The sequence below is a fragment of the Pontibacter amylolyticus genome, from assembly GCF_014638845.1.
GTDB classification, from domain to species: Bacteria; Bacteroidota; Bacteroidia; order Cytophagales; family Hymenobacteraceae; genus Pontibacter; species Pontibacter amylolyticus.
This window is the reverse complement of the sequence record NZ_BMFP01000011.1, coordinates 13,878-34,331: the sequence shown is the minus strand read 5'-3', so window position 1 is coordinate 34,331 and position 20,454 is coordinate 13,878. Positions and strand designations below refer to the sequence as shown.

Genomic DNA, 20,454 nt, shown 5'->3' with positions numbered 1-20,454 from the left:
AAGATACTGTAATTCTTAAACAGAATTTTCAGCTTTATCCCGCTCCCACAATTTTCCCGTACCTTTGTCTAATATTTTTGTAATTGAATAATACCTACCATGGCAGAAGAAGCGGAGAAAGAAATAAGCACGTTCGAGGATTTTAAGCTGAACCGACAGCTGCTCAACGCCATTGAGGAGGCCGGTTATGAGAAGCCGACGCCTATACAGCTCAAAGCTATACCTGTTATCATGGGCGGACACGATGTGATGGGCATTGCGCAGACCGGAACGGGCAAAACAGCGGCCTTCCTGCTGCCGATCCTGATGAAGGTGAAGTATGCGCAGGGCACCAACCCGCGCGCCATCATCCTGGCTCCCACCCGCGAACTGGCTATGCAGATCGAGGAGCACATCACGTTGCTGGCCAAGTATACCGACCTGCGCCATACAGTTATTTACGGCGGACTGGGTCCCAAAACCCAGATCGAGATCCTCAGCAAGGGCATCGACATACTGGTCGCCACGCCCAAGCGCCTGATGGAGCTATACCTGAAAGGGGATCTAATATTAAAAGAGGTCAAGACACTGGTACTCGACGAAGCCGACAAGATGATGGACATGGGCTTTATGCCGCAGATCCGTCAGCTCTTGGAGGTATTGCCGCGCAAGCGTCAGAACCTGCTCTTCTCAGCCACCATGCACCCGAAGGTGGTGGAGCTGTCGGAGGAGTTTCTCGAGTTCCCGACCCGCATCGAGGTCACGCCGCAGGCCACGCCGGTCGAGACCGTGAGCCAGGTACTCTACCAAGTGCCGAACCTGCGCACCAAAATCGCCATGCTCGAGCATCTGATTCAGGATCGAGAAGCTTTCAACCGCGTGATCATCTTTACCCGCAGCAAGAAAAACGCCGAGAATGTGGCCAAGTTTCTGGAGCGACGCGAGTACGGCGAGGTGCGGGCCATCCACGGCAACAAAGGCCAGAACACCCGCATCAACTCCATGGAGGCTTTTAAAGGAGGCGACGTACGTTTCCTGGTTGCCACCGACGTAGCTTCCAGAGGTATAGACGTGACGATGGTAAGCCATGTGATCAACTTCGACGTGCCCTTTGTGTACGAGGATTATGTGCACCGCATTGGCCGCACCGGCCGCGCCGAGCAAGTGGGCGCCGCCATTACCTTTGCCAACCCGGCGGAAATGTACCACATACGCAAGATCGAGAAGCTGATCCGGATGCAGATACCGGAGGAGCCGATGCCAGCCGAGGTAAAGATTCACGACATCACGTTTGAGGAGCAGCAGGCCATTGCCCGCGACATCGACCACCAGAAACGCAGCGAGAACCCGGATTTCAAAGGCGCTTTCCACGAGAAGAAAGCCATCCCTAAGAAGCGGCCGGAGAGCAAGCGCGACCCGAGAGCCTCTTTCTGGCAAAAGACAAAAAAGAAGAAAAAATAAGCGAGCGCACCCTGTCCGATAGGGCAGGGTGTTTTTGTTTACAGATACTGCAGCACCACTTCCCGGAAGCGGTAAACGAGGAAGGTCAGGATGAAACCCCACAGGATGCCGCTGCAGAGCATGTACAGCAGGATTTGACGACGGGGCACGCCAAACACGGCGGCTATCATGGTGCCGGCGATCGGTGTCAGCAAAAGCGGGGTGAAGAAGGCAACGCCCAACATCCCGAAATTGTGCCAGATCCGGATAATGAAGCGCGTTTTGGTGCCAAACACGGGCTTTTGGGCTTTGCGCCGGTACGCAGAGTACCACCGGGAGGCGGCGCGCCCTATAACGGAAAACACGAATACGCTCGTCATCATACCGGCGATCGTCAGAGATACCGTTTCTAAATAGGATAACCCCAGCGACATACCTGTCAGGGGGCCGCCTATGAATTTCACCATGCTGATCAGGTATACTGACGCGTATTTGAGAAGTTCCTCTACCACTCTGCTACTCTAAAAGGGATGTGCTTTGGTTGTTTTTACCTGACTGATCCGCATTTGGCATGTCATCGGACGATGGTTCTAAGCGTTTAAATTCATCTTCATCTGATACAGATCAATGCCCTGCGCCCAGAAGTCCTTTTCTACTTTCTCCAGCTCAAAGCCCAGCTTCTGGTAGAAGGGGTACACCAATTGGCTCGTGCGCACCTGCAGCCATTGCATACCGGGCCTTTCTTTCAGCTTTGAAATCCGGAAGAGCGTCAGTTTCCGGCCGATGCCTTTGCCCTGAAACGCAGGGTGCACCAGATCCCAGGACAGCCTCGCCCAGGTATAGCCATCGAAGTAATTGATGCCGCCGGCGCCTACCACCTGCCCCTCATGCTCCACTACAAAATAATCCTCGCGACACTCCTGCAGGTATAGCACGAAGTCGGCTTCCTCCTCGGGTGCAAAGTAGGCGGGCGTGTTGAGTCGCAGCATCTGCAGCAGCGCTTCCTGGTCGGCTGGCGTATAGGGCCTGATCATAGTTGTCAAGCAGGACTATACCTTCGGGCCGAAAGCCAGGTCGCCCGCATCGCCCAGACCGGGCACAATGTAGAAATTTTCGTTCAGGCTTTCGTCCATGGCACCCAACCAAATATGCGCTTCCGGCACTTCCTGTTGCACATACGCTATACCTTCCGGCGAGGCAATGGCGGCGGCGAAATGCACCTGCACTGGCTTACCGTGGCGTAGCATCCCTTTGTAGGACTTCACAAGCGAGCGACCAGTGGCCAGCATCGGGTCTGCCAGAATCAGGATCTTGTCGTGCAGGTCCGTCGAGGCCAGGTACTCCATGTTGATCTGCAGCTCCGTGTTCTGCTCCTCTACCCGGTAAGCGCCCACAAAGGTGCTGTAGGCCTTGTCGAAGTAGTTGAGCATGCCGTTGTACATAGGCAATCCGGCCCGGAGGATGGTGGCCAGCACCGGCTGGGCAGTCAGTAACTGAGTCTGTGTGGTGGCCAGCGGCGTCACGATCTCGTGGGTTTCGTAAGGCAGCGTTTTGGATATCTCGTAGGCCAGCAGCTCGCCCAGGCGCTCCAGGTTGCGGCGGAAGCGCAGGCTGTCGTGCTGTACCGACACGTCGCGCAGTTCGGCTACAAAATGGTTGGCAAGCGATGGGGTTGCGGTGAGGATGTGCAGGTTATCGTTTTGCATGGATGTGGCTGTTTTGGTAGGCTAAAGATACGGTCTTTCGGACTCACGGCAATCTCCGGCTTTCAAAAACGTTAAACCGGGCAGGCGCTATACCTGTATAAGGCTGAGCCATACCTGCTACCGGCAGGCAGGAGCATGCAATTTCATGTGTTTTTGTTAATATTGTGAATTCTAAATAAGTACCTTACAAATCGCTTTCCCCTGATTAGAACTTTCCTCCTATGAGAAATATACTTGCCGCTATGGCATTTGGTCTGCTGGCTATACCCGCCGTGCAGGCACAGGACGTGTACGTGCCTTACGACCGCGATACCTACCATCTGATCGACCGCTACCAGATCAAACTGGGCACGAAGGTACCGGAACTGCACACCAACGTGCGCCCAATCGGTCGACGCGACGTGGCTGCTTTGGCCGAAGCCGCCACAGGAGAACCGCGCTCCAACGCCGACATGTTCAACATCCAGTACCTGCTCAACGACAACTGGAACTACACCTCCCAGGCCAACGACAACATCAGCGAGCGCCCTATCTTCAACACGTTTTACCGCAACAAGACCGACTTGTATCATTATGAATCCGAAGATTTTACGTTGCGGGTAAACCCGGTACTGCACCTGGAACTGGGCCACGACAATCAGAGCGATGGCATACGCTACGTCAACACACGTGGCATACAGCTTGAAGGCAGCATCGACGATCGCTTCGGCTTCTATACCTTCATCGGCGAGAACCAGGCGAAGTTTGCCGATTATGTGGTGGACCGCATTGAGCGAGACGGCGTGGTGCCGCACGAGGGGCTTTGGAAAAAGTTCAAAGGCGATGGCTACGATTTTCTGACGGCACGCGGCTACATGAACTACTCCTTGTCGAAGCACGTGGAAATACAGTTGGGCCACGACCGTCACGTCATCGGCGACGGTTACCGTTCGCTCGTTTACTCCGACTACGCTCCCCCGGCTTTCTTCCTCAAGTTGAACACCCGCGTTTGGAAACTGCACTACATGAACCTGTTTCAGGAACTCACCGCCGACTACCGCCGTCGTAGTGGCGGGGATCGCTTGCTGCCTAAGAAATACATGGCCTTGCACCGCCTGGGGGTCAACATCACCGACAACCTGAATGTGGGCTTGTTTGAGCAGATCATTTTCGGCCGAGAGAAAGGCAAATTCGAGCTGCATTACCTCAACCCGATCATCTTCTACCGCAGTGTGGAGCACAACCTGGGCAGCCAGGACAACGCCATGCTGGGCCTCGATTTCCGCTGGAACCTCTTCAACACCACGCAGCTTTACGGCCAGCTGGTGCTCGACGAGTTTGTGCTGAACGAGGTGAAATCGGGTGAAGGCTGGTGGGCGAACAAGCAGGCCGGTCAGATTGGAGCGAAGTATATTGACGCCTTCGGTCTTTCCAATCTAGACCTGCAAGGCGAGGTGAACATCATCCGTCCGTATACCTACCAGCACCGCGACGGCAGTTCCAACTACCAGCACAACCGTCAACCGCTAGCCCACCCTATGGGCGCCAACCTCTACGAGTTTATAGGTATAGCCCGTTACCAGCCGCTGCCACGTTTGCACCTGGTGGGCAAGGCCATCGCCACCCGCTTCGGTCAGGACGAGATCACGGCAGAGGGCGACACCATCAACTGGGGTAACAACGTGAACCTGGACTATAACTCAAGACCGCGAAACTATGGCCACGAGATTGCCCAGGGTATACGCACCAACCAACTGCACCTCGACCTGACAGCCACTTACCAGTTCAAGCACAACCTGTTCGTGGATCTGAAAGGGATCATCCGCCGCACAGATGCTGAGGTGAGCACCCTGAACAAAAATACGGTGTTTACCTCCGTGGCACTGCGCTGGAACATCGCCCAGCGCCTGCACGAGTTTTAAGAGACAGGTATAGCCATACCTGGAGCGGGGAGCCTTTGAAAATAAAGGCTCCCCGCTTTCGTTTTAAAAGCCCGCTATACATACCTGTTCCATTTTAGTTATCTTTGCAGCGGCCAAGCGTGCAACAGGTATAGCCCAGCCTATAATATTATAATTCATTAATACTTAAAAACTTCCGGCAAGCCAACCGTGCATTACGGGACGCAACCGGAACCGCCACCTATACCTGCGAGAGGTACGGATGGCCTACACAACATGAAGACTTATCTCCGGATACTGCAGTTTGCAAAGCCCTACAGTCGCTTTGTGCCGCTTTATACTATCTATACCGTGCTGGGCATTATTTTCGGCCTGCTCAACTTCACGCTCCTCATTCCGCTGCTCAGCGTGCTTTTCGGAACCGTGGGCGCAGACGATGCGGCCGCCATGGTAACCACCAAGCCTGAGTTCAGCCTCTCGCTTGAGTATTTCAAGGATTTCTTCAACTACCATTTCGGGCAGGTGATACTGGAGAAAGGCAGGCAGGGCGCTTTGCTGTTTGTATGTATCATCATTGTGTGCTCCGTTTTTCTCTCCAACCTTTTCAAATACCTGGCGCTGAGAGTGGTGGGCGCTTTGCGGGCGCATGTCGTGAAGAAGATTCGCCATGCCACCTATGAGCGTGTGACGCAACTGCACCTAGGCTATTTCAGCAACGAGCGCAAGGGCGACCTGATGACCCGCATGACGGTAGATATCCAGGAAGTGGAGAACTCAGTGGTGAACACCATGACCGTGGTGATCCGGGAACCCATCTCCATTATCGCCTTCTTTGTGGTGCTATTTACCATGTCGGTTAAGCTCACGCTTTTCACGTTGATCCTGCTTCCGCTATCGGGTATACTCATTGCAGGTATAGCCAAGCGCCTGAAGCGGGCCGCGCAGCAGGGACAGGAATCGCTGAGCTTTATCCTGACGATTATCGACGAGACGTTGAGCGGCATACGGGTGATCAAGGCCTTTAATGCCGAACCTTACATCCTTGACAAATTCAACCAGCAAAACGACCGCTACGCCCACCTGCAACGCTCCATTGCCAACAAACGCGACCTGGCTTCTCCTTTCTCGGAATTTATGGGAGTGACGGTGGTGGCTGGTCTGCTTTGGTTTGGTGGCAACCTGGTTCTGAATCAACAATCCGAACTGAAAGCAGAAGAGTTCATTACCTACATTGTGCTCTTCTCGCAGGTGCTCGTGCCGGCCAAGGCCATGTCGGCGGCTTTTAGCAACATACAGCGCGGCCTGGTTTCTGGCGATCGCATTCTGAAGGTGATCGACACCAAGCCGCAGGTAACAGACAAACCGAATGCGAAAGTACTGCCGGAGTTCCGCCACGAGATCGAGTTCCAGGATGTGCGCTTTGGCTACGGCGACCACACAGTGCTGCAGGACATCAACCTGCACATCCAGAAAGGAAAAACCATAGCTTTGGTAGGACCTTCTGGAGGCGGCAAGTCCACCCTGGCTGACCTGATCCCGCGCTTTTACGACCCGACTGCTGGCAGCATCCTGATTGATGGCCACGACATACGGGACTATACCACGGAGTCGGTGCGCGACAAGATAGGCGTCGTAACACAGGAGTCCATCCTTTTCAACGACACCATCTTCAACAACATCGCCTTCAACAAAACCGACGCGACGGAGGAGGAAGTGATTGCGGCGGCCAAAATTGCCAACGCGCACGAGTTCATTGTGAAGGCGCCGGAAGGATACCAGACCCTGATCGGTGACCGCGGCAGCCGCCTGTCTGGCGGACAGCGGCAGCGCCTGAGCATTGCCAGAGCCATTCTGCAGAACCCGCCTATTCTGATTCTGGACGAAGCGACCTCGGCCCTGGACACGGAATCGGAGAAACTGGTGCAGGAAGCGCTGACCAATCTGATGAAGAACAGAACATCTGTTGTGATTGCGCACAGACTGAGCACCATACAGTATGCAGACGAGATTGTAGTATTACAACAGGGCAGTATCGTGGAGCGCGGCACGCACGAAGACCTGCTGCAGCACGGCGGATTGTACGCGAAACTTACACAAATGCAACTGGTGTCTTAAGAGCATTTGGCGCTTTAGTGTTACTTACTCTTGCTTTAGATTAAATTTTGGACTCAACATTTCGGTATATTCACATTTTTTTATAGATTAGCCCGAAACAGTTTTGCACCAAAATCCAACCTGAAAGCATGAAAGAACTTAAGACAATCTCGGATGTTATCGTTTTTTGCTACGCCGTGTTTATAGCACTTTTGCTAACAAACCTGCTGGACCACAAAACCATCTTCGAGATCGCGACTGAAGAGCAGGCGCTCACCCTTTACAAAACACTCGGAGCGGTAGGCGCCGGGTTGATGCTGGTCAAACTGTTGATCGGAAAACTTTACATTACCTCGCTCAAATACGACAGGCACATGGCTCAGGTAAAAATCAACGAGCTGAAAGCCGATCTGTATGAGCGCAAACAGGAATACAGAAGCAACAGCTACAAAGAATCTGTCCGTATGGAGATGGCTGTAGCGAGCAACTAATACTATACATGACCCAAATCGTACTCCAGGAACTGCAGGAAGCGCAACAGACGCTCCACAACTTTATAGCTGACCCCAACAATATTGCCGCCATCGAGAAAGCGGCCAATGCCATGGCCGATGCAGTGGCGGGCGGCGGCAAAATTTTGTCATGCGGCAACGGCGGCTCCATGTGCGATGCCATGCACTTTGCCGAGGAACTGACCGGCCGCTACCGCGACAACCGTCAGGCTATACCTGCCATCTCCATCTCCGACGTGAGCCACATGAGCTGCGTTGGCAATGACTACGGCTACGATCACGTTTTTTCGCGCTACATCGAAGCGCTGGGCAACAAGGGCGACGTGCTGCTGGCCATCAGTACCAGCGGCAACTCTGCCAACGTGCTCAAAGCCGCAGCAGCCGCCAAAGCCAAAGGTATGACGGTCGTGGGCCTCACCGGAAAAGACGGCGGCAAACTGGCCGCCTTCTGCGACGTGGAAGTGCGCGTGCCACACCACGGCTACGCCGACCGCGTGCAGGAAATTCACATCAAAGTCATCCACATCCTGATTCTGCTGATCGAGAAGCGGATTTGTGAATAGTCTGTTTGTGGCTAACTGTGGGTTTCAGGTGCGGTAGGACCGACGACTACTTGATGCCCATTTAACCTGCCCCTACCTTTAAAGATTACACCTTATTACTGGCAGAGTGGAATTAGCCTCTGCCAGTAATAAGGTGTAATCTTCGCTCCGGCAGCATCCTTTTTGCTTTACCGGGTCCAACCACCCCTAGCCCCTCCTTGTCTAAGGCGGGGAACCTGTAACTGCCACTTTACAGATATAGCTTCGTAGTTTCCTCAGTTTGGTGGACAATTAACCCACCCCCGCCCCTCCCGAGAAGGGAATTTTGCCGTTGCAGATGAGGGTATAACTTCATAGTCGTCGCATTTTATTACTCACACTGGTTATACCTACCCTTGCCCCTTTCGAGAGGGGAATTTTTTCAGCTAATATTATACAAGTATAGGCGTTGTAGCACGCACCACTGGCACGCATTGAAAGAGCAACTTGCACGCCAGCTACAAAGCAGATAGCGGTCCCAGGTGCACCCTGTGGCGCTCCACTGTTCGAGCGTTCAGCGAGTTTGGAGCGTCTTGATTTTTTTGCCTACTTTTTTCAACAAGGGAAAAAGTAGGGCCCGCCCGGCCAGGGCAAGTTATAAAGCAATACCAGTTGCTATACCTGCCCAGCGGTGGCTACGAGGCAAAGTACGCTATACCTGGGCCAGAGGCCCCACCATAGTAGACACGAGCGTGGACGCTCGCGCCATACTTAACACATCGCTAGTCAACACACGCTATAAAACAACTCAACCTGCTATACCCACAACAACCCTATAGCATTACTATCCATAACCACTTCAATAAATTTATTTTTTCTACATTTACTACCACTCCCCGGAATCAATTACTATCACGCTGTGTTGCGAATCTAACTTATCAAAAATTGCATTTATAGATCAACATCTAACCCTATGCTTATCAAGACGTTTGGCAGCGCCGTGCAGGGCGTGAACGCCTATACCGTGACCGTGGAAGTGAGTGTGAGCGCTGGCGCGAAGTACTTTCTGGTGGGCCTACCCGACAATGCCATCAAAGAAGGCGAGCAGCGTATAGAATCGGCACTGGCGCAGTATGGCTACAAACTCAAACGCCAAAAAACCATCATCAACATGGCCCCTGCCGACATCCGGAAAGAGGGCGCTGCTTACGACCTCACCATCGCGATGGGTATGCTGGCAGCTGGCGGACAAATGGATGCTGGTAAGCTACCGCAATACATGATCATGGGCGAGCTTTCGCTCGATGGCTCGCTTCGTCCGATTAAAGGGGTGCTCCCCATAGCCATTCAGGCCCGCAAGGAAGGATTCAAAGGCATTATACTGCCTGCCAGCAACGCCCGCGAAGCGGCTATCGTGAATAACCTCGATGTGATCGGGGTGGAGAATATCAAAGAAGCAATCGACTTCCTGAACGATGAGCTTGCCATTCAACCCGTAAAAATAGACACCCGCGATGTGTTTCAGAACACAGCCAACCAGTATGCTGCCGACTTCTCAGATGTACAGGGGCAGGAAAATATCAAACGGGCTTTGGAGATCGCTGCAGCCGGTGGTCACAACGTCATTATGATCGGTCCTCCGGGAGCGGGCAAGACCATGCTGGCCAAGCGACTGCCTTCCATCCTCCCGCCGCTCTCGATGCACGAGGCGCTGGAAACAACCAAGATACATTCTGTGGCCGGCAAACTGGGCGAGATTTCGTCATTGCTTGCTACCCGTCCATACCGGTCGCCGCACCATACCATATCGGATGTGGCGCTGGTGGGCGGCGGTGGTATACCTCAGCCCGGCGAGATTTCCTTAGCACACAATGGGGTGCTGTTTTTGGACGAACTGCCAGAGTTTAAGCGCACTGCCCTGGAGGTAATGCGGCAGCCATTAGAAGAGCGCCGCGTAACCATTTCGAGAGCGAAAACCACCCTGGATTTCCCGGCGAATTTTATGCTCATTGCCAGCATGAACCCGTGTCCGTGCGGATTTTACAACCACCCTGAGAAAGAATGTGTCTGCGCTCCCGGCCTGGTGCAGCGCTACCTCAACAAAGTAAGCGGTCCGCTCCTCGACCGCATCGACCTGCACGTGGAAGTGACGCCGGTTACCTTTGACGAAATGACAGCCACCCGCAAGGCAGAAAACAGTGAGACGATACGCGAGCGGGTAGTCAGGGCGCGCGAGTTACAGCGGGAACGTTTCAAAGAATTTGACGACATCCACTCCAACGCCATGATGCCCTCGCAGATGGTGAAAGAGATCTGCCAGATTTCAGATGCCGGGCGTACTTTGTTGAAGACTGCCATGGAGCGACTTGGGCTCTCGGCCCGTGCCTATGATCGCATCCTGAAAGTGAGCCGCACCATCGCTGACCTGGCCGATAGCGAAGAAATTAAAATTGAACATTTAGCAGAAGCCATTCAGTACCGCAGCCTGGATAGGGATGGCTGGGCAGGCTAAACTACAAAAGATACAAAAACTTATATATTAAGTAATTACGAAGTTCAATACCATAAAATGGTGTTGAACTTTTCTTTTTAATACCATTTTAATCTGCCCTTGTGATTGCACTGCCTTTCAGGCGAAAGATTAAACTTATTTAGACTTTTCTTGGGGGACTGCGTATTATGGGTCGTCAGGAGCCTGAAGTGAAGAAGACTCATCCTGGCAGTAACACACTTAATCCAATTAACCATTTACTACTATGAAGAAGAGAATCTTAATGCTTGTTTTAGCCATGACGACAGTGGTTGCCGCACACGCGCAGGGACCACGATTGGGTATCAGGGCTGGTGTAAACTATGCTGGTTTTGGTGGCTCAGATGCCGACAACTTCGATCGCATCTGGGGCGGGCATGCTGGCTTGACAGCCAACTTCCCACTGTCAGCTGATAACTTTTTTTCAATTCAGCCAGAATTGCTTTACTCGATGAAGGGTGCCGAGAATGACGGAAACACATGGAAAGTGAAAGTGAATTACCTAGACGTTCCTGTTTTAGGCCGGGTTAATGCTGGTCCATTATACTTTGAAGCTGGACCGCAGCTATCAGTAAAGATCAGTGATGACAGAGAAGGAACTGCGCCACCGACTGATGATGTTAAGCGCACTGGTCTTGGTTACGCAGCAGGTGTGGGCTTGCAGGCCACTCCGCTCGGCCTGAGCGTAGGGGTACGTTACAACGGAGATATTTCCAAACTGTATGACAACTCTAATGCCCCTAACTATCGTAATGACGTATTCATGCTGACGTTGGGCTATTCGTTCGGCGGCAGATAACCGCCCCATTAGTACAGAATAAAACTATAATACTGAAGCCCCGGTTTGCGCCGGGGCTTTTTTTGATAACGCTGTTATACCTGTTCTGCCTTTCCCCCAACTATTGTAGCGGCACCACTCACTAAGTATCCGCAACTAAGTGTTGAGTAGGTATAGTAAAGTAACGTATGCTGCAACTTCACCGAATGAGAGTTCGATTGAGTTGACGCACAAAAAGCCCGTAAATAGTGTCCAATTCTATAAAAATTATTCTCCTGATAGTCAACTAGATGGCACCTTGTTGATAAATATACCCGCCTTACATACTCAATAAAAATATAGTTTTGCACGTATATTGCTCAGACCATACCAAAACAACCAATACCCAATTATGAAAAAGCTATTATTTATGTTCGTGTTTGCAGTGGCTACTGCATTTAGTGCTCAGGCGCAAAACGCAAGCTTCGGTGTAAGAGGCGGTGCGAATATCTCTAACCTGTCCGGCGACCTGCGTGATGAAGACCGTTTTGAAAACAAAGTCGGATTCCATGCCGGTATCATGGCCAACTTCGGCATTGTCGACAACTTCTTCTCTATACAGCCGGAGCTACTTTACTCTGTGAAAGGTTTCAAGAACGAAGACTCTGAGTTTACCCTGCTGGGCCAGAACTGGAGAAGAGAGGGTAAAGTGAATTACAACTACATCGACCTGCCGGTGCTTGCCAGAATCAAGGCTGGACCATTGTATTTTGAAGCTGGTCCGCAAGCGTCTTATCTCGTGAGCGTAAACAATGAGACAAAGTCTTACCTGAACGGCCAGCTACAGAACACCACTCGTGACGAAAACAGCAAAGATGGACTGAAGGAGTTTGAAGTGGGCTACGCAGCCGGCATCGGTTTCACTTCGGCTAACAATGCCATCAGTTTCGGTGTGCGCTACAATGGTGCCTTCAGCGACTTTGTGAAAGAAGACTTGAATTTCGACGGAGACCTGACCAACGCCCGCCATTCTACCTTTATGGTAACGGTAGGCCTGGCACTGCCAACGGGCCGCTAATTAATTTCTTAAATAGAGAAGCCGTCGGGTGCATAGCATCCGGCGGCTTTTTTGTTTCCGGCTATACCTGCTATACCTGTGCTTAACTAAATGCCACCGGCAGGAGTACAATGAAGCAAGGCAAGACCCTAACCACGTTACTAAACCCGCAACTATGAAAAAGACCATACTCCTGATAGGACTGCTGCTCACCATCTCGTTTGCAGCAGAAGCCCAGTATTACCGCTACGGCGTAAAAGCCGGGGGTGGCTTCTCCAAAGCAGCAGGCTCCGACGCCCCCTCCGACCAGATCAACCACCTGGCAGGTATACACGGCGCCTTCGTTTTTGCTTATGAGTTTGCCTCCCGCCTGTCAGTGCAGCCCGAGCTCCATTACAGCCGCAAGGGCTTTACCTACGACAACTATACCTTAAACACCCCCGCCGAAACCGCCCTCACCGGCGATCTCCGCCTCGATTACATCGAACTCCCCCTTATGATCAAACTGCAGAAAGCCGCCCTGTTCGTAGAGGCCGGTCCGTATATGGGCTATCTGCTCCATGTCGGCAACAAGGTCAATATAGTGAGCACCGATCCTACCCTGGATCCTCCGCTTGTGCTTGGTCGCGAAGATTTCAGCCGGGATGATTTCAACAGCTTTGATGCCGGCTACGCGGTAGGCGGTGGCCTGATGCTCGAAAGCGGTTTCTTTCTGAACGTGCGCCACACGGGTAGCCTCCGTCCATTTCCGAAACAGGACCTGACCCAGCGCAACCTCGTCTGGCAACTCTCCATCGGCTTTCTGATGCCTGCACGCCGGCCTGGCAGCTGGTAAACACGAACCGCTATAACTTGCTATACCTTAAAACAGAACAGCCCCGCTACTTTCATGAAGTAACGGGGCTGTTGCGTTTTGAAGAAAAGCTTATTTGCTCATCTCAGCATAGTATTTATAGAACTGTGGGATCGTCTCTATACCTTTCATGAAGTTGAACACCCCGAAATGCTCGTTCGGTGAGTGGATCGCATCCGTGTCCAGGCCAAAGCCCATCAGCACCGAGTCCAGGCCAAGCTCTGACTTGAACATCGCCACAATCGGAATAGAACCGCCGCTGCGCACCGGCACCGGTTTCACCCCAAACGTTTCTTCGTATGCTTTTGCGGCTGCCTGGTAAGCGACAGAGTCGGTCGGCGTCACAACTGGTTCGCCCCCGTGGTGCGGCTTCACCAGCACCTTCACGCTCTTCGGCGCAATGCTCTCAAAGTGCTTCTTGAATTTCTCTGTAATCTCTTCGGATGTCTGGTTCGGCACCAGGCGCATCGAGATCTTGGCGAAGGCCTGCGAAGGTATAACCGTTTTGGCGCCTTCTCCTGTATAGCCACCCCAGATGCCGTTCACATCCAGCGTCGGGCGAATGGAGTTGCGCTCCATGGTCACATAGCCTGCCTCGCCATGCACATCCGGCAGGTCAAGGGCCTGCTTATACTTCTCCAGGCTGAATGGAGCGCGGGCCATCTCGGCACGCTCTTCCTTACTCAGTTCCTGCACGTTGTCGTAGAAGCCAGGTATGGTGATGTGGTTGTTCTCGTCGTGCATTGAGGCGATCATCTGGCACAGGATGTTAATCGGGTTGGCCACCGCGCCACCGTACAGACCAGAGTGCAGATCACGGTTCGGTCCGGTCACCTCTACCTCCACGTAGCTCATACCACGCAGGCCGGTCGTGATAGAAGGCGTGTCGTTGCCCAGCATACCTGTGTCCGAGATCAGGATCACATCGGCATTCAGTTTCTCTTTGTTGTTCTTCACGAAAGTGGCCAGGTTGGCCGAGCCCACTTCCTCTTCGCCCTCTATCATGAACTTCACATTACAAGTTAAGGCGTTGTTCTGCATCATTACTTCAAAGGCCTTTACGTGCATGTACATCTGGCCTTTGTCGTCGCAAGCGCCTCGGGCGTAGATCTTGCCGTCTTTGATCACGGGCTCAAACGGAGGCGAGTGCCACAGTTCGTACGGGTCGGCAGGCTGCACATCGTAGTGGCCGTATACCAGCACCGTAGGCAGGCTTGGGTCTACTACTTTCTCGCCATACACGATCGGGTAGCCGGCGGTTTCGCAAAGCTCCACGTTATCGGCGCCGGCCTCGCGCAGCTTTTGGGCTACAAAATCGGCTGTGCGCAGCACGTCCTGCTTAAACTTCGGGTCAGCGCTCACGGAAGGTATGCGCAGCATGTCGAGCAGCTCGTTTATAAATCGGTCTTTGTTGTCAGCGATATATTGATTCATAGTCCAGATAAATGTCCTGCGATAAAGGTACAAAAAAAGCCACCCTTCGGAAAGAGTAGCTTTTAGAATGCTTATACCTGTGGGTAGCTATACTTATTTTCGGAGCCCGAGCTTGATGTTGGCTTTGCTCTCCTCGCCATTTATCAGGCGGTTGATGTTCTTACGGTGCGTTAATACCACCACGGCAAATACCACAAATCCAAAGATGATCAGGATCGGGTTGTCGGGATAGAAACGCGGCAGTAACAGAAGGATCGGAAAGGCAAGTGCCGCAATCATGGACCCGAGCGAGACATACCTGGAGGTAAAGAGCACGATCACAAAAATGATCATGCACATCAGAGCCACTTCCAAGTGTATGGCCAACATCATGCCCAGCAAAGTGGCCACGCCTTTTCCGCCCTTAAAGCGCTCATATACCGGAAAAATGTGTCCTACCACGGCCAAAGCACCCATGGCCAGTTGATAAAAAATCAGATCATCGGCAGGTATGGCGTTGAAGATCACCAGCAGGGCTGCCAGTGAAGTGGCTACCCAGCCTTTGAAAATATCGATCAGCATCACGATAGTGCCCGGCTTTTTGCCCAGTACCCGGAATGTGTTGGTTGCGCCGGAGTTGCCACTGCCATGCTGGCGAATGTCGACTCCGTAGTAAGCCTTGCCGATCCAAACGGCAGTGGAGATAGATCCGATTAAGTACGCTACTATAAATAAAGCGGCAATTAAAAGTATGTTCATGACGCGTGTGCCAGGTTTCTGTTTGCATTAACCGCACTTAAGGGAATTAAGTGCGGTTTGCCCGTGTGTTTTTATTTTGAAAAGAACCCAAATATAGGGACTAGTTATTTTAATATCCAAACGGTAGATATCTTTCCCTATACGGCCGTAAGGCGGTTATCGGTTATTGCCAACCTTCTTCCTCTTCAGCATTTCCTTTTTTCTTCTTCTTTTTCTTCTTTGTGTCCTCTACTTCGTCTTCAGCCACATTAAAGCCCCCCTGCTCTGCTATAGGAGCCTGCGTCGCCATTTTAAAGGGATCCTTGCCGTTCAGGTAGTCGTGCTTGAACTGGTCCACGAAGCGGTTCTTGTCGATGGTCTCGCCCATGTACATGCCGTACTTACGGGAACGCCCGCCACTGGCCTTCGAGCGGATGGTCTTGTTCAGGTCAGCGTCAGAGGATACAACCACGAGGCCGTTTTCCAGGTAGCTCAGGAACACCCAGGTATAAGGATCTGCCTGCAGGTACATGTTCACTACCGGTTCGCCGTTCAGGTCCTGCTTTATTTCCATAAAGCCGTCCATGTTCGCATTGATCTCCTCTTTCATCACGTTAGATAAGCCGAGCTTGCCCACGCTGTACCAGGCATTGGTCTTGTTGGACCAGCGCAAATCTACGTTGTCGAACACCATGCTGCGCACCAACTTATTTGACAGCTTCGGTAAAGCGATCGCGCCGCCCTGGTAGCGTTGCGCGTCGCGGTTGCCGATGATGTTGCCCAGTTTGTAAAGCATCGTCTCATCACTGCCCTTGTCGCCACCACCACGTATGGCTGTCTCGTTCAGCTTTTTGCCCAGCGCCGATATAACCGAGGAGTGCATGTTCATGTCAAAAGCCATGAGCGCATCGATGGCATAGTAGCCGCTGTCGGTTTTAGCTATACCTGTTCCGGCTGATTCTATGCCGAAGTCCTTCAGGGAGTTCACCAGGTTCAGCTTGCCTTCAAAGGCTACCGTTTTAGAACCTTCGTTGTAGCGCAGCTCGCTGCCTTCGTAAGATCCGGCAGCTGATCGGGCAGCATCCGTAATCTTAAATTCGCTCTTCTCCTTATCGTAGGACAGGTCGCCGCTTACGGTGAAAATGTCCAGGTCGTCCTCGTACTGCTTCTTCGAAACAAAAGTGTTGTAGGGTTTAAATGTTCCACGTGACAGGTGCAGGCCGGTGTACAGCTGGTTTCCGTCCGGCGCCTTCTGCTTCATGATCGGGATGCGCACGTTGTCCGGGTTCAGGGAGTCGCGCTTGAACGGGAACCAGTCGGAGTCTTCTTCGTTTCCGGTGAAGTTCAGCTTCAGGTCGCCGTCAAAATCCATGTGCGGGCGGTAGGAATACATCGTCACGTTCCCTCTGTAGCGAATGTGCGGGAAGATGTAAAAATTATCCGTCTCACGAACCAGTGACTGTGCGTAGGTCGTGTTGATGTTTGACTTCTTCTTCAGTTGCAGCTCCTTGTACAGGAAGTCGGCAAACTGCAGCTTAAACGAATCGGACGCTGCGTTCTGGTAATCGTGCACTGCTGTGCCGCTGAAGGCGTTGCGCGACAGCACGTTGATATTGCCCGAATACAGTTTGTGGAACTGCTGCAGGGAGTCGGCCAGGACGCGGGCATTGCGCAGGGTCGTGATGGTGGCCCCCGCTGCCACGGCTACTTTGCCGCTGTCAGGTATAATGTGCACATCTCCAACAGGTATGTAGGGCACGCCACCCGCCAGAATGGAGTTTACCTTGAGGTCATACTCACCGGTGGCGGCGCTGAAGTACAGGCCTTCCTGCTCGGGGTGCTGCGAGTAGAAGTAGTTTTTTCCGCTTGCGTCATCGGCGGCCAGGCTTACCTTCTGCTGCTTCATGTCCCAGGTGGCGCGGCTCATCGAGGTTTTGTACTGCGCTTTCGGGAACTCTATGCTCGCTATACCTTTCTGCTCACTGCCAAACTCGACAAAGCGCTTGTCCAGGTCGTAGCTGATGGCCATGTCCGTCGCTTTCATGGCCGGCTTGCCTTCCACGTCCGATTTCACGATCATCTGTGCGTTGTTACCCGACAGGCTGCGCCCTTTGAACGAAAGCTTCTGCGACACGATGTTTGCATCGGCGTTATCCAGTTCGCCATCGCCATACAAGCCCCCCGGCGACAGCTTGGCCGTACCCGTGAACTTGAACTCTTCTTTGTAGATCTTCATCGGGTCTCCGGCAGCGGCCATCAGGTACATGGTGTCCTGCTTCGGCACCCAGATCATTTCATAGTGCCCCAGGCTGGCCATCGGGAAGCTGGCCTCACCGCCTCCCGCCTCCACCTTCGCGCTGGCTCCCTTTTGGGTCACCACTTTGTCGAGGTAGTAGGTATACTCCGGCGCCTCGAAGGTCGAGGTCAGGTATTTGAGTTTGCCCCGGCTCTGTATACCTGCCGAGGTCATCATGACGGTATCATAGGCTATCCCTTTGCCGCCGAATGCCGGCAGCCCCTTCGGGCCGGGCTGGTAGTAGAAGCCAAGCGTTTCGTCAGGCATCATGGTCAGCTTGGTCTTGATCGGTGGGAAGATGTCGCCCGAGTAGAAGGTACCGTTGAAGCCGAGCATGCTCTTGCCTTTGCTCAAACTGTCGAGTTTGTAGGACGGGATGTCGAAGTAAACGGTGCTGTCGTAGGCACCTGCCAGTACGTCTGGTCTGGCAAAGGCCACCTGCCCACCCATTGGCGAGTCAAATTTCGGATACTCCGGGTAGTGCTTGCGACCGGACTTGTTGTTTGGCTTGTTGATGTAGAGCTTGCCGGACATTTTGCCCGAACGGCTGGTCATTACCTGCTCCAGTTCTTTCTTTTTGCCTACTACATGGCGTTTCTTTGTCACGAAAGCCACTGTGTCCAGCTTCTGCATGTCGATCATGAACTCATTATAATCGAACTTGAACTGTGAGCCTCTGAAGTTCAGACGACCGGCATACAGCCTGCCACCGAACTCCATGTTGCGGTTGTCGAGCAGGTGCACAATGCTACTGTCAGGAACGACGTAAACGGTAGAGGAGTCGTTGTTGAAGGCCATTTTCTCCACACCACGCACGGTCAGGCGGTTGCTGTTCAGGTTGAGGGTCGCGTTACGGCCGGATGGCACCACCGATTTGATCACCAGGTGGTCGTAGTCGCTCAGGTTCTGCGCGGAGCCCACGTAGTGCCAGGCCTTTGGCTTCAGGGAGATAAAGTTCGACTGTCCGTCGTAGGTCAGATAGCCTTCGCGGGCCAGGCTGATGGCCGCTTCCCGCACCGCTTTCTCGTTCAGTTTCGATGCTTTGGCCACATCGAATGCATAGAAGTCGTTGGTTTTGGCCTTGGCAGCATACGACACCAGTACCTGCAGGGGGTGAAAACTGGCCACACCGACCAGTTGCTGGAAACGCATGTTAGAGAAATACTGCGCCGACTCCAGCTGCACCGGAATGAGGGTTTTGGTATTCAGTATCGAGAAATTGACATGCGGCGTGCCCAGGTTCCAGGCAACACGCTCGGCTGTGATCTCGAACTTATGGTAACTGTCGTAGAAGGGGGACTTGCTATAAACGCCCTTGTCGCGGGTTAGCACCAGTTCGCGGGTCGGCTTGGAGTAGCGCAACTGCATGGCCGGATGCGTAAGCGAGTCACGGCGCTGGTTTTGGTAAATGGCAACGTAGGCTCTGTTGGCAAAAATAATGGAGTCGTTCAGGTTGTAGTTGTGTGCCATGGACCGGAACTTCTTCTTTCCGTCTTCCAGTACGGCCAGTGCGGACACGCTGCCATCGAGCGGCTTACTGCCAATCAGGTTGCCGGCCAGCGTAAAGCCACCGGAATAGACAATGTCCTTGCCCAGGCTTTTCACCTTCGCATCGTTGGTATAGGAGGCAAAACGCGGATAGGATTTCTCTCCGTTCGTCCCGGCTTTGGTGCTTCTGAACTCAAACACACCTTCAATCGGGGCGTCGAGCACGGCATTGTAGGTGATGGTGGCCTCGGGCACCTTGAAGGCCGCCGCCGTGATGTCAAAATTGAAGGCCTTGAAAGCGGCCGAAACAGGTTTACCGTCCACTTCCCACGCGAAGGATCCGCCCTCGCCAACGAACAGATTGCTCGCCAGCATCAGCTGCCCGCTTGTTTTCATGATGGCGGTAGAGTCGTGTATGGTGGCAAAGCTCAGGTTGACATTCTCCAGCTTCAGCACCGGGCCGCTCACTTTCGGCTGGGCAGGTATGAACATCTTTTTGAAGTCGTCGCGGCGCTTCTTCTCCGCTACTTTTGGGTCCACTTTTTTGGGTGCTGCGGGCTTCGGCGTGTCCCAGGCATCGCCCCAATCGTCAGCAGTGGCCTCTTTGTTTTCGCCTGCTACCTCATCGTCCCAGGAGAAACTCTCCCAGTCACTCACCTCCGCAGACTTTTCTTTGTCCTTCGGTGCCGAGTTGCCTTCATAGGCGAAGCTTACGCTGCCCCCGGTAGTGCGCAGGGTATACTGCTTGTTCTGGTAGAGTATGCCGGTGGTCAGGTAACTGCTGCTCGTCTTAAAGAAACGATCGAGGGCGGCACCTTCATCCTGCTGCACAGCCTTGGCCACCACTTCCAGCATGTTGTCGATCTGAGCGCCACGCATGTTCTGATGGTTCACGGCACCTACCAGCATCTCGTAGAAGTTCTCGTAATGCGGATTGACGCGCAGCTTCTTGCGGTACATGAGCTGCGAAATGTCGATCACCTGCTGTTTCTGCTTCTCGGATAGGCGTTGGTTGCCCCACACACTTTCCAGTGCAGCTCCGAGCGCCTCGGCATTATTGGCCTTACCGGTCACCAGCATGTTCTTGGCATCCGTAATGTACTGTGCCGGGTCGGTTGCTAGCCTGGTTTGGGCTTGTGCTGCGAAAACAGCCAGAAAAAATAAAAAGGGTAGAAGTTTATATTTCATAG

Annotated in this window: 15 protein-coding genes; 9 read left to right on the top strand and 6 right to left on the bottom strand. The window is 53.0% G+C overall.

What is annotated here, in order from left to right:
• Window positions 1-99: 99 nt before the first annotated feature.
• Window positions 100-1,440, top strand: a complete 1,341-nt coding sequence (locus IEV97_RS19875) for a DEAD/DEAH box helicase (protein ID WP_188503244.1) — start codon at window positions 100-102, stop codon at window positions 1,438-1,440.
• Window positions 1,441-1,478: 38 nt separating this feature from the next.
• Here IEV97_RS19875 and IEV97_RS19870 read toward each other — a convergent pair whose 3' ends face one another.
• The 3 genes from IEV97_RS19870 to upp all read right to left on the bottom strand — a co-directional run bounded on the left by IEV97_RS19870 (window position 1,479) and on the right by upp (window position 3,125).
• Entirely contained in the window at window positions 1,479-1,931 is a 453-nt protein-coding gene (locus IEV97_RS19870) for a hypothetical protein (protein WP_229734058.1), read from the bottom strand.
• Window positions 1,932-2,009: 78 nt separating this feature from the next.
• Window positions 2,010-2,453: a GNAT family N-acetyltransferase gene (locus IEV97_RS19865; RefSeq protein ID WP_188503243.1), complete on the bottom strand. Its 444-nt coding sequence runs from the start codon at window positions 2,451-2,453 to the stop codon at window positions 2,010-2,012.
• 15 nt (window positions 2,454-2,468) lie between these two features.
• Window positions 2,469-3,125, bottom strand: a complete 657-nt coding sequence (upp, locus tag IEV97_RS19860; RefSeq protein ID WP_188503242.1) for a uracil phosphoribosyltransferase — start codon at window positions 3,123-3,125, stop codon at window positions 2,469-2,471.
• A 221-nt stretch (window positions 3,126-3,346) separates the two neighbouring features.
• Between upp and IEV97_RS19855 the strand changes: the two genes are divergently transcribed.
• From IEV97_RS19855 to IEV97_RS19820, 8 genes are all read left to right on the top strand, one after another.
• Window positions 3,347-5,026, top strand: coding sequence for a hypothetical protein (locus IEV97_RS19855; RefSeq protein ID WP_188503241.1), 1,680 nt, complete (start codon window positions 3,347-3,349; stop codon window positions 5,024-5,026).
• A gap of 255 nt (window positions 5,027-5,281) precedes the next feature.
• Complete coding sequence (locus tag IEV97_RS19850; RefSeq protein ID WP_188503240.1) at window positions 5,282-7,120, top strand: ABC transporter ATP-binding protein; 1,839 nt, start codon at window positions 5,282-5,284, stop codon at window positions 7,118-7,120.
• A 128-nt stretch (window positions 7,121-7,248) separates the two neighbouring features.
• The gene (locus tag IEV97_RS19845) at window positions 7,249-7,590 is read left to right on the top strand and encodes a hypothetical protein (protein ID WP_188503239.1); all 342 of its coding nucleotides are present in this window, start codon (window positions 7,249-7,251) and stop codon (window positions 7,588-7,590) included.
• 8 nt (window positions 7,591-7,598) lie between these two features.
• Complete coding sequence (lpcA, locus tag IEV97_RS19840; RefSeq protein ID WP_188503238.1) at window positions 7,599-8,174, top strand: D-sedoheptulose 7-phosphate isomerase; 576 nt, start codon at window positions 7,599-7,601, stop codon at window positions 8,172-8,174.
• Window positions 8,175-9,105: 931 nt separating this feature from the next.
• Window positions 9,106-10,644 (top strand): YifB family Mg chelatase-like AAA ATPase, encoded by a 1,539-nt coding sequence (locus tag IEV97_RS19835; RefSeq protein ID WP_188503237.1) that lies wholly within the window; start codon window positions 9,106-9,108, stop codon window positions 10,642-10,644.
• Between the two features lie 244 nt (window positions 10,645-10,888).
• Window positions 10,889-11,461 carry a porin family protein gene (locus IEV97_RS19830; RefSeq protein WP_229734057.1) on the top strand — a complete coding sequence of 191 codons (573 nt, stop codon included), beginning with the start codon at window positions 10,889-10,891 and terminating at the stop codon, window positions 11,459-11,461.
• Window positions 11,462-11,831: 370 nt separating this feature from the next.
• A complete protein-coding gene (locus IEV97_RS19825; protein ID WP_229734056.1) occupies window positions 11,832-12,497 on the top strand; it encodes a porin family protein in 666 nt (221 codons plus the stop codon).
• A gap of 154 nt (window positions 12,498-12,651) precedes the next feature.
• Window positions 12,652-13,311: a porin family protein gene (locus IEV97_RS19820; protein ID WP_188503236.1), complete on the top strand. Its 660-nt coding sequence runs from the start codon at window positions 12,652-12,654 to the stop codon at window positions 13,309-13,311.
• Between the two features lie 90 nt (window positions 13,312-13,401).
• On the opposite strand, the gene IEV97_RS19815 is transcribed toward IEV97_RS19820, so the two are convergent.
• From IEV97_RS19815 to IEV97_RS19805, 3 genes are all read right to left on the bottom strand, one after another.
• Window positions 13,402-14,763, bottom strand: a complete 1,362-nt coding sequence (locus tag IEV97_RS19815) for a dipeptidase (protein WP_188503235.1) — start codon at window positions 14,761-14,763, stop codon at window positions 13,402-13,404.
• 93 nt (window positions 14,764-14,856) lie between these two features.
• A complete protein-coding gene (gene plsY, locus IEV97_RS19810) occupies window positions 14,857-15,501 on the bottom strand; it encodes a glycerol-3-phosphate 1-O-acyltransferase PlsY (protein WP_188503234.1) in 645 nt (214 codons plus the stop codon).
• A gap of 163 nt (window positions 15,502-15,664) precedes the next feature.
• Window positions 15,665-20,452 carry a hypothetical protein gene (locus IEV97_RS19805; RefSeq protein WP_188503233.1) on the bottom strand — a complete coding sequence of 1,596 codons (4,788 nt, stop codon included), beginning with the start codon at window positions 20,450-20,452 and terminating at the stop codon, window positions 15,665-15,667.
• Window positions 20,453-20,454: the final 2 nt, after the last annotated feature.

Bases quoted from the DNA above. Each gene is read 5' to 3' on its own strand.
- IEV97_RS19875 (WP_188503244.1), top strand. From the start codon at position 100: ATGGCAGAAGAAGCGGAGAAAGAAATAAGCACGTTCGAGGATTTTAAG.
- IEV97_RS19865 (WP_188503243.1), bottom strand. From the start codon at position 2,453: ATGATCAGGCCCTATACGCCAGCCGACCAGGAAGCGCTGCTGCAGATG.
- upp (WP_188503242.1), bottom strand. From the start codon at position 3,125: ATGCAAAACGATAACCTGCACATCCTCACCGCAACCCCATCGCTTGCC.
- IEV97_RS19855 (WP_188503241.1), top strand. From the start codon at position 3,347: ATGAGAAATATACTTGCCGCTATGGCATTTGGTCTGCTGGCTATACCC.
- IEV97_RS19850 (WP_188503240.1), top strand. From the start codon at position 5,282: ATGAAGACTTATCTCCGGATACTGCAGTTTGCAAAGCCCTACAGTCGC.
- IEV97_RS19845 (WP_188503239.1), top strand. From the start codon at position 7,249: ATGAAAGAACTTAAGACAATCTCGGATGTTATCGTTTTTTGCTACGCC.
- lpcA (WP_188503238.1), top strand. From the start codon at position 7,599: ATGACCCAAATCGTACTCCAGGAACTGCAGGAAGCGCAACAGACGCTC.
- IEV97_RS19835 (WP_188503237.1), top strand. From the start codon at position 9,106: ATGCTTATCAAGACGTTTGGCAGCGCCGTGCAGGGCGTGAACGCCTAT.
- IEV97_RS19830 (WP_229734057.1), top strand. From the start codon at position 10,889: ATGAAGAAGAGAATCTTAATGCTTGTTTTAGCCATGACGACAGTGGTT.
- IEV97_RS19825 (WP_229734056.1), top strand. From the start codon at position 11,832: ATGAAAAAGCTATTATTTATGTTCGTGTTTGCAGTGGCTACTGCATTT.
- IEV97_RS19820 (WP_188503236.1), top strand. From the start codon at position 12,652: ATGAAAAAGACCATACTCCTGATAGGACTGCTGCTCACCATCTCGTTT.
- IEV97_RS19815 (WP_188503235.1), bottom strand. From the start codon at position 14,763: ATGAATCAATATATCGCTGACAACAAAGACCGATTTATAAACGAGCTG.
- plsY (WP_188503234.1), bottom strand. From the start codon at position 15,501: ATGAACATACTTTTAATTGCCGCTTTATTTATAGTAGCGTACTTAATC.
- IEV97_RS19805 (WP_188503233.1), bottom strand. From the start codon at position 20,452: ATGAAATATAAACTTCTACCCTTTTTATTTTTTCTGGCTGTTTTCGCA.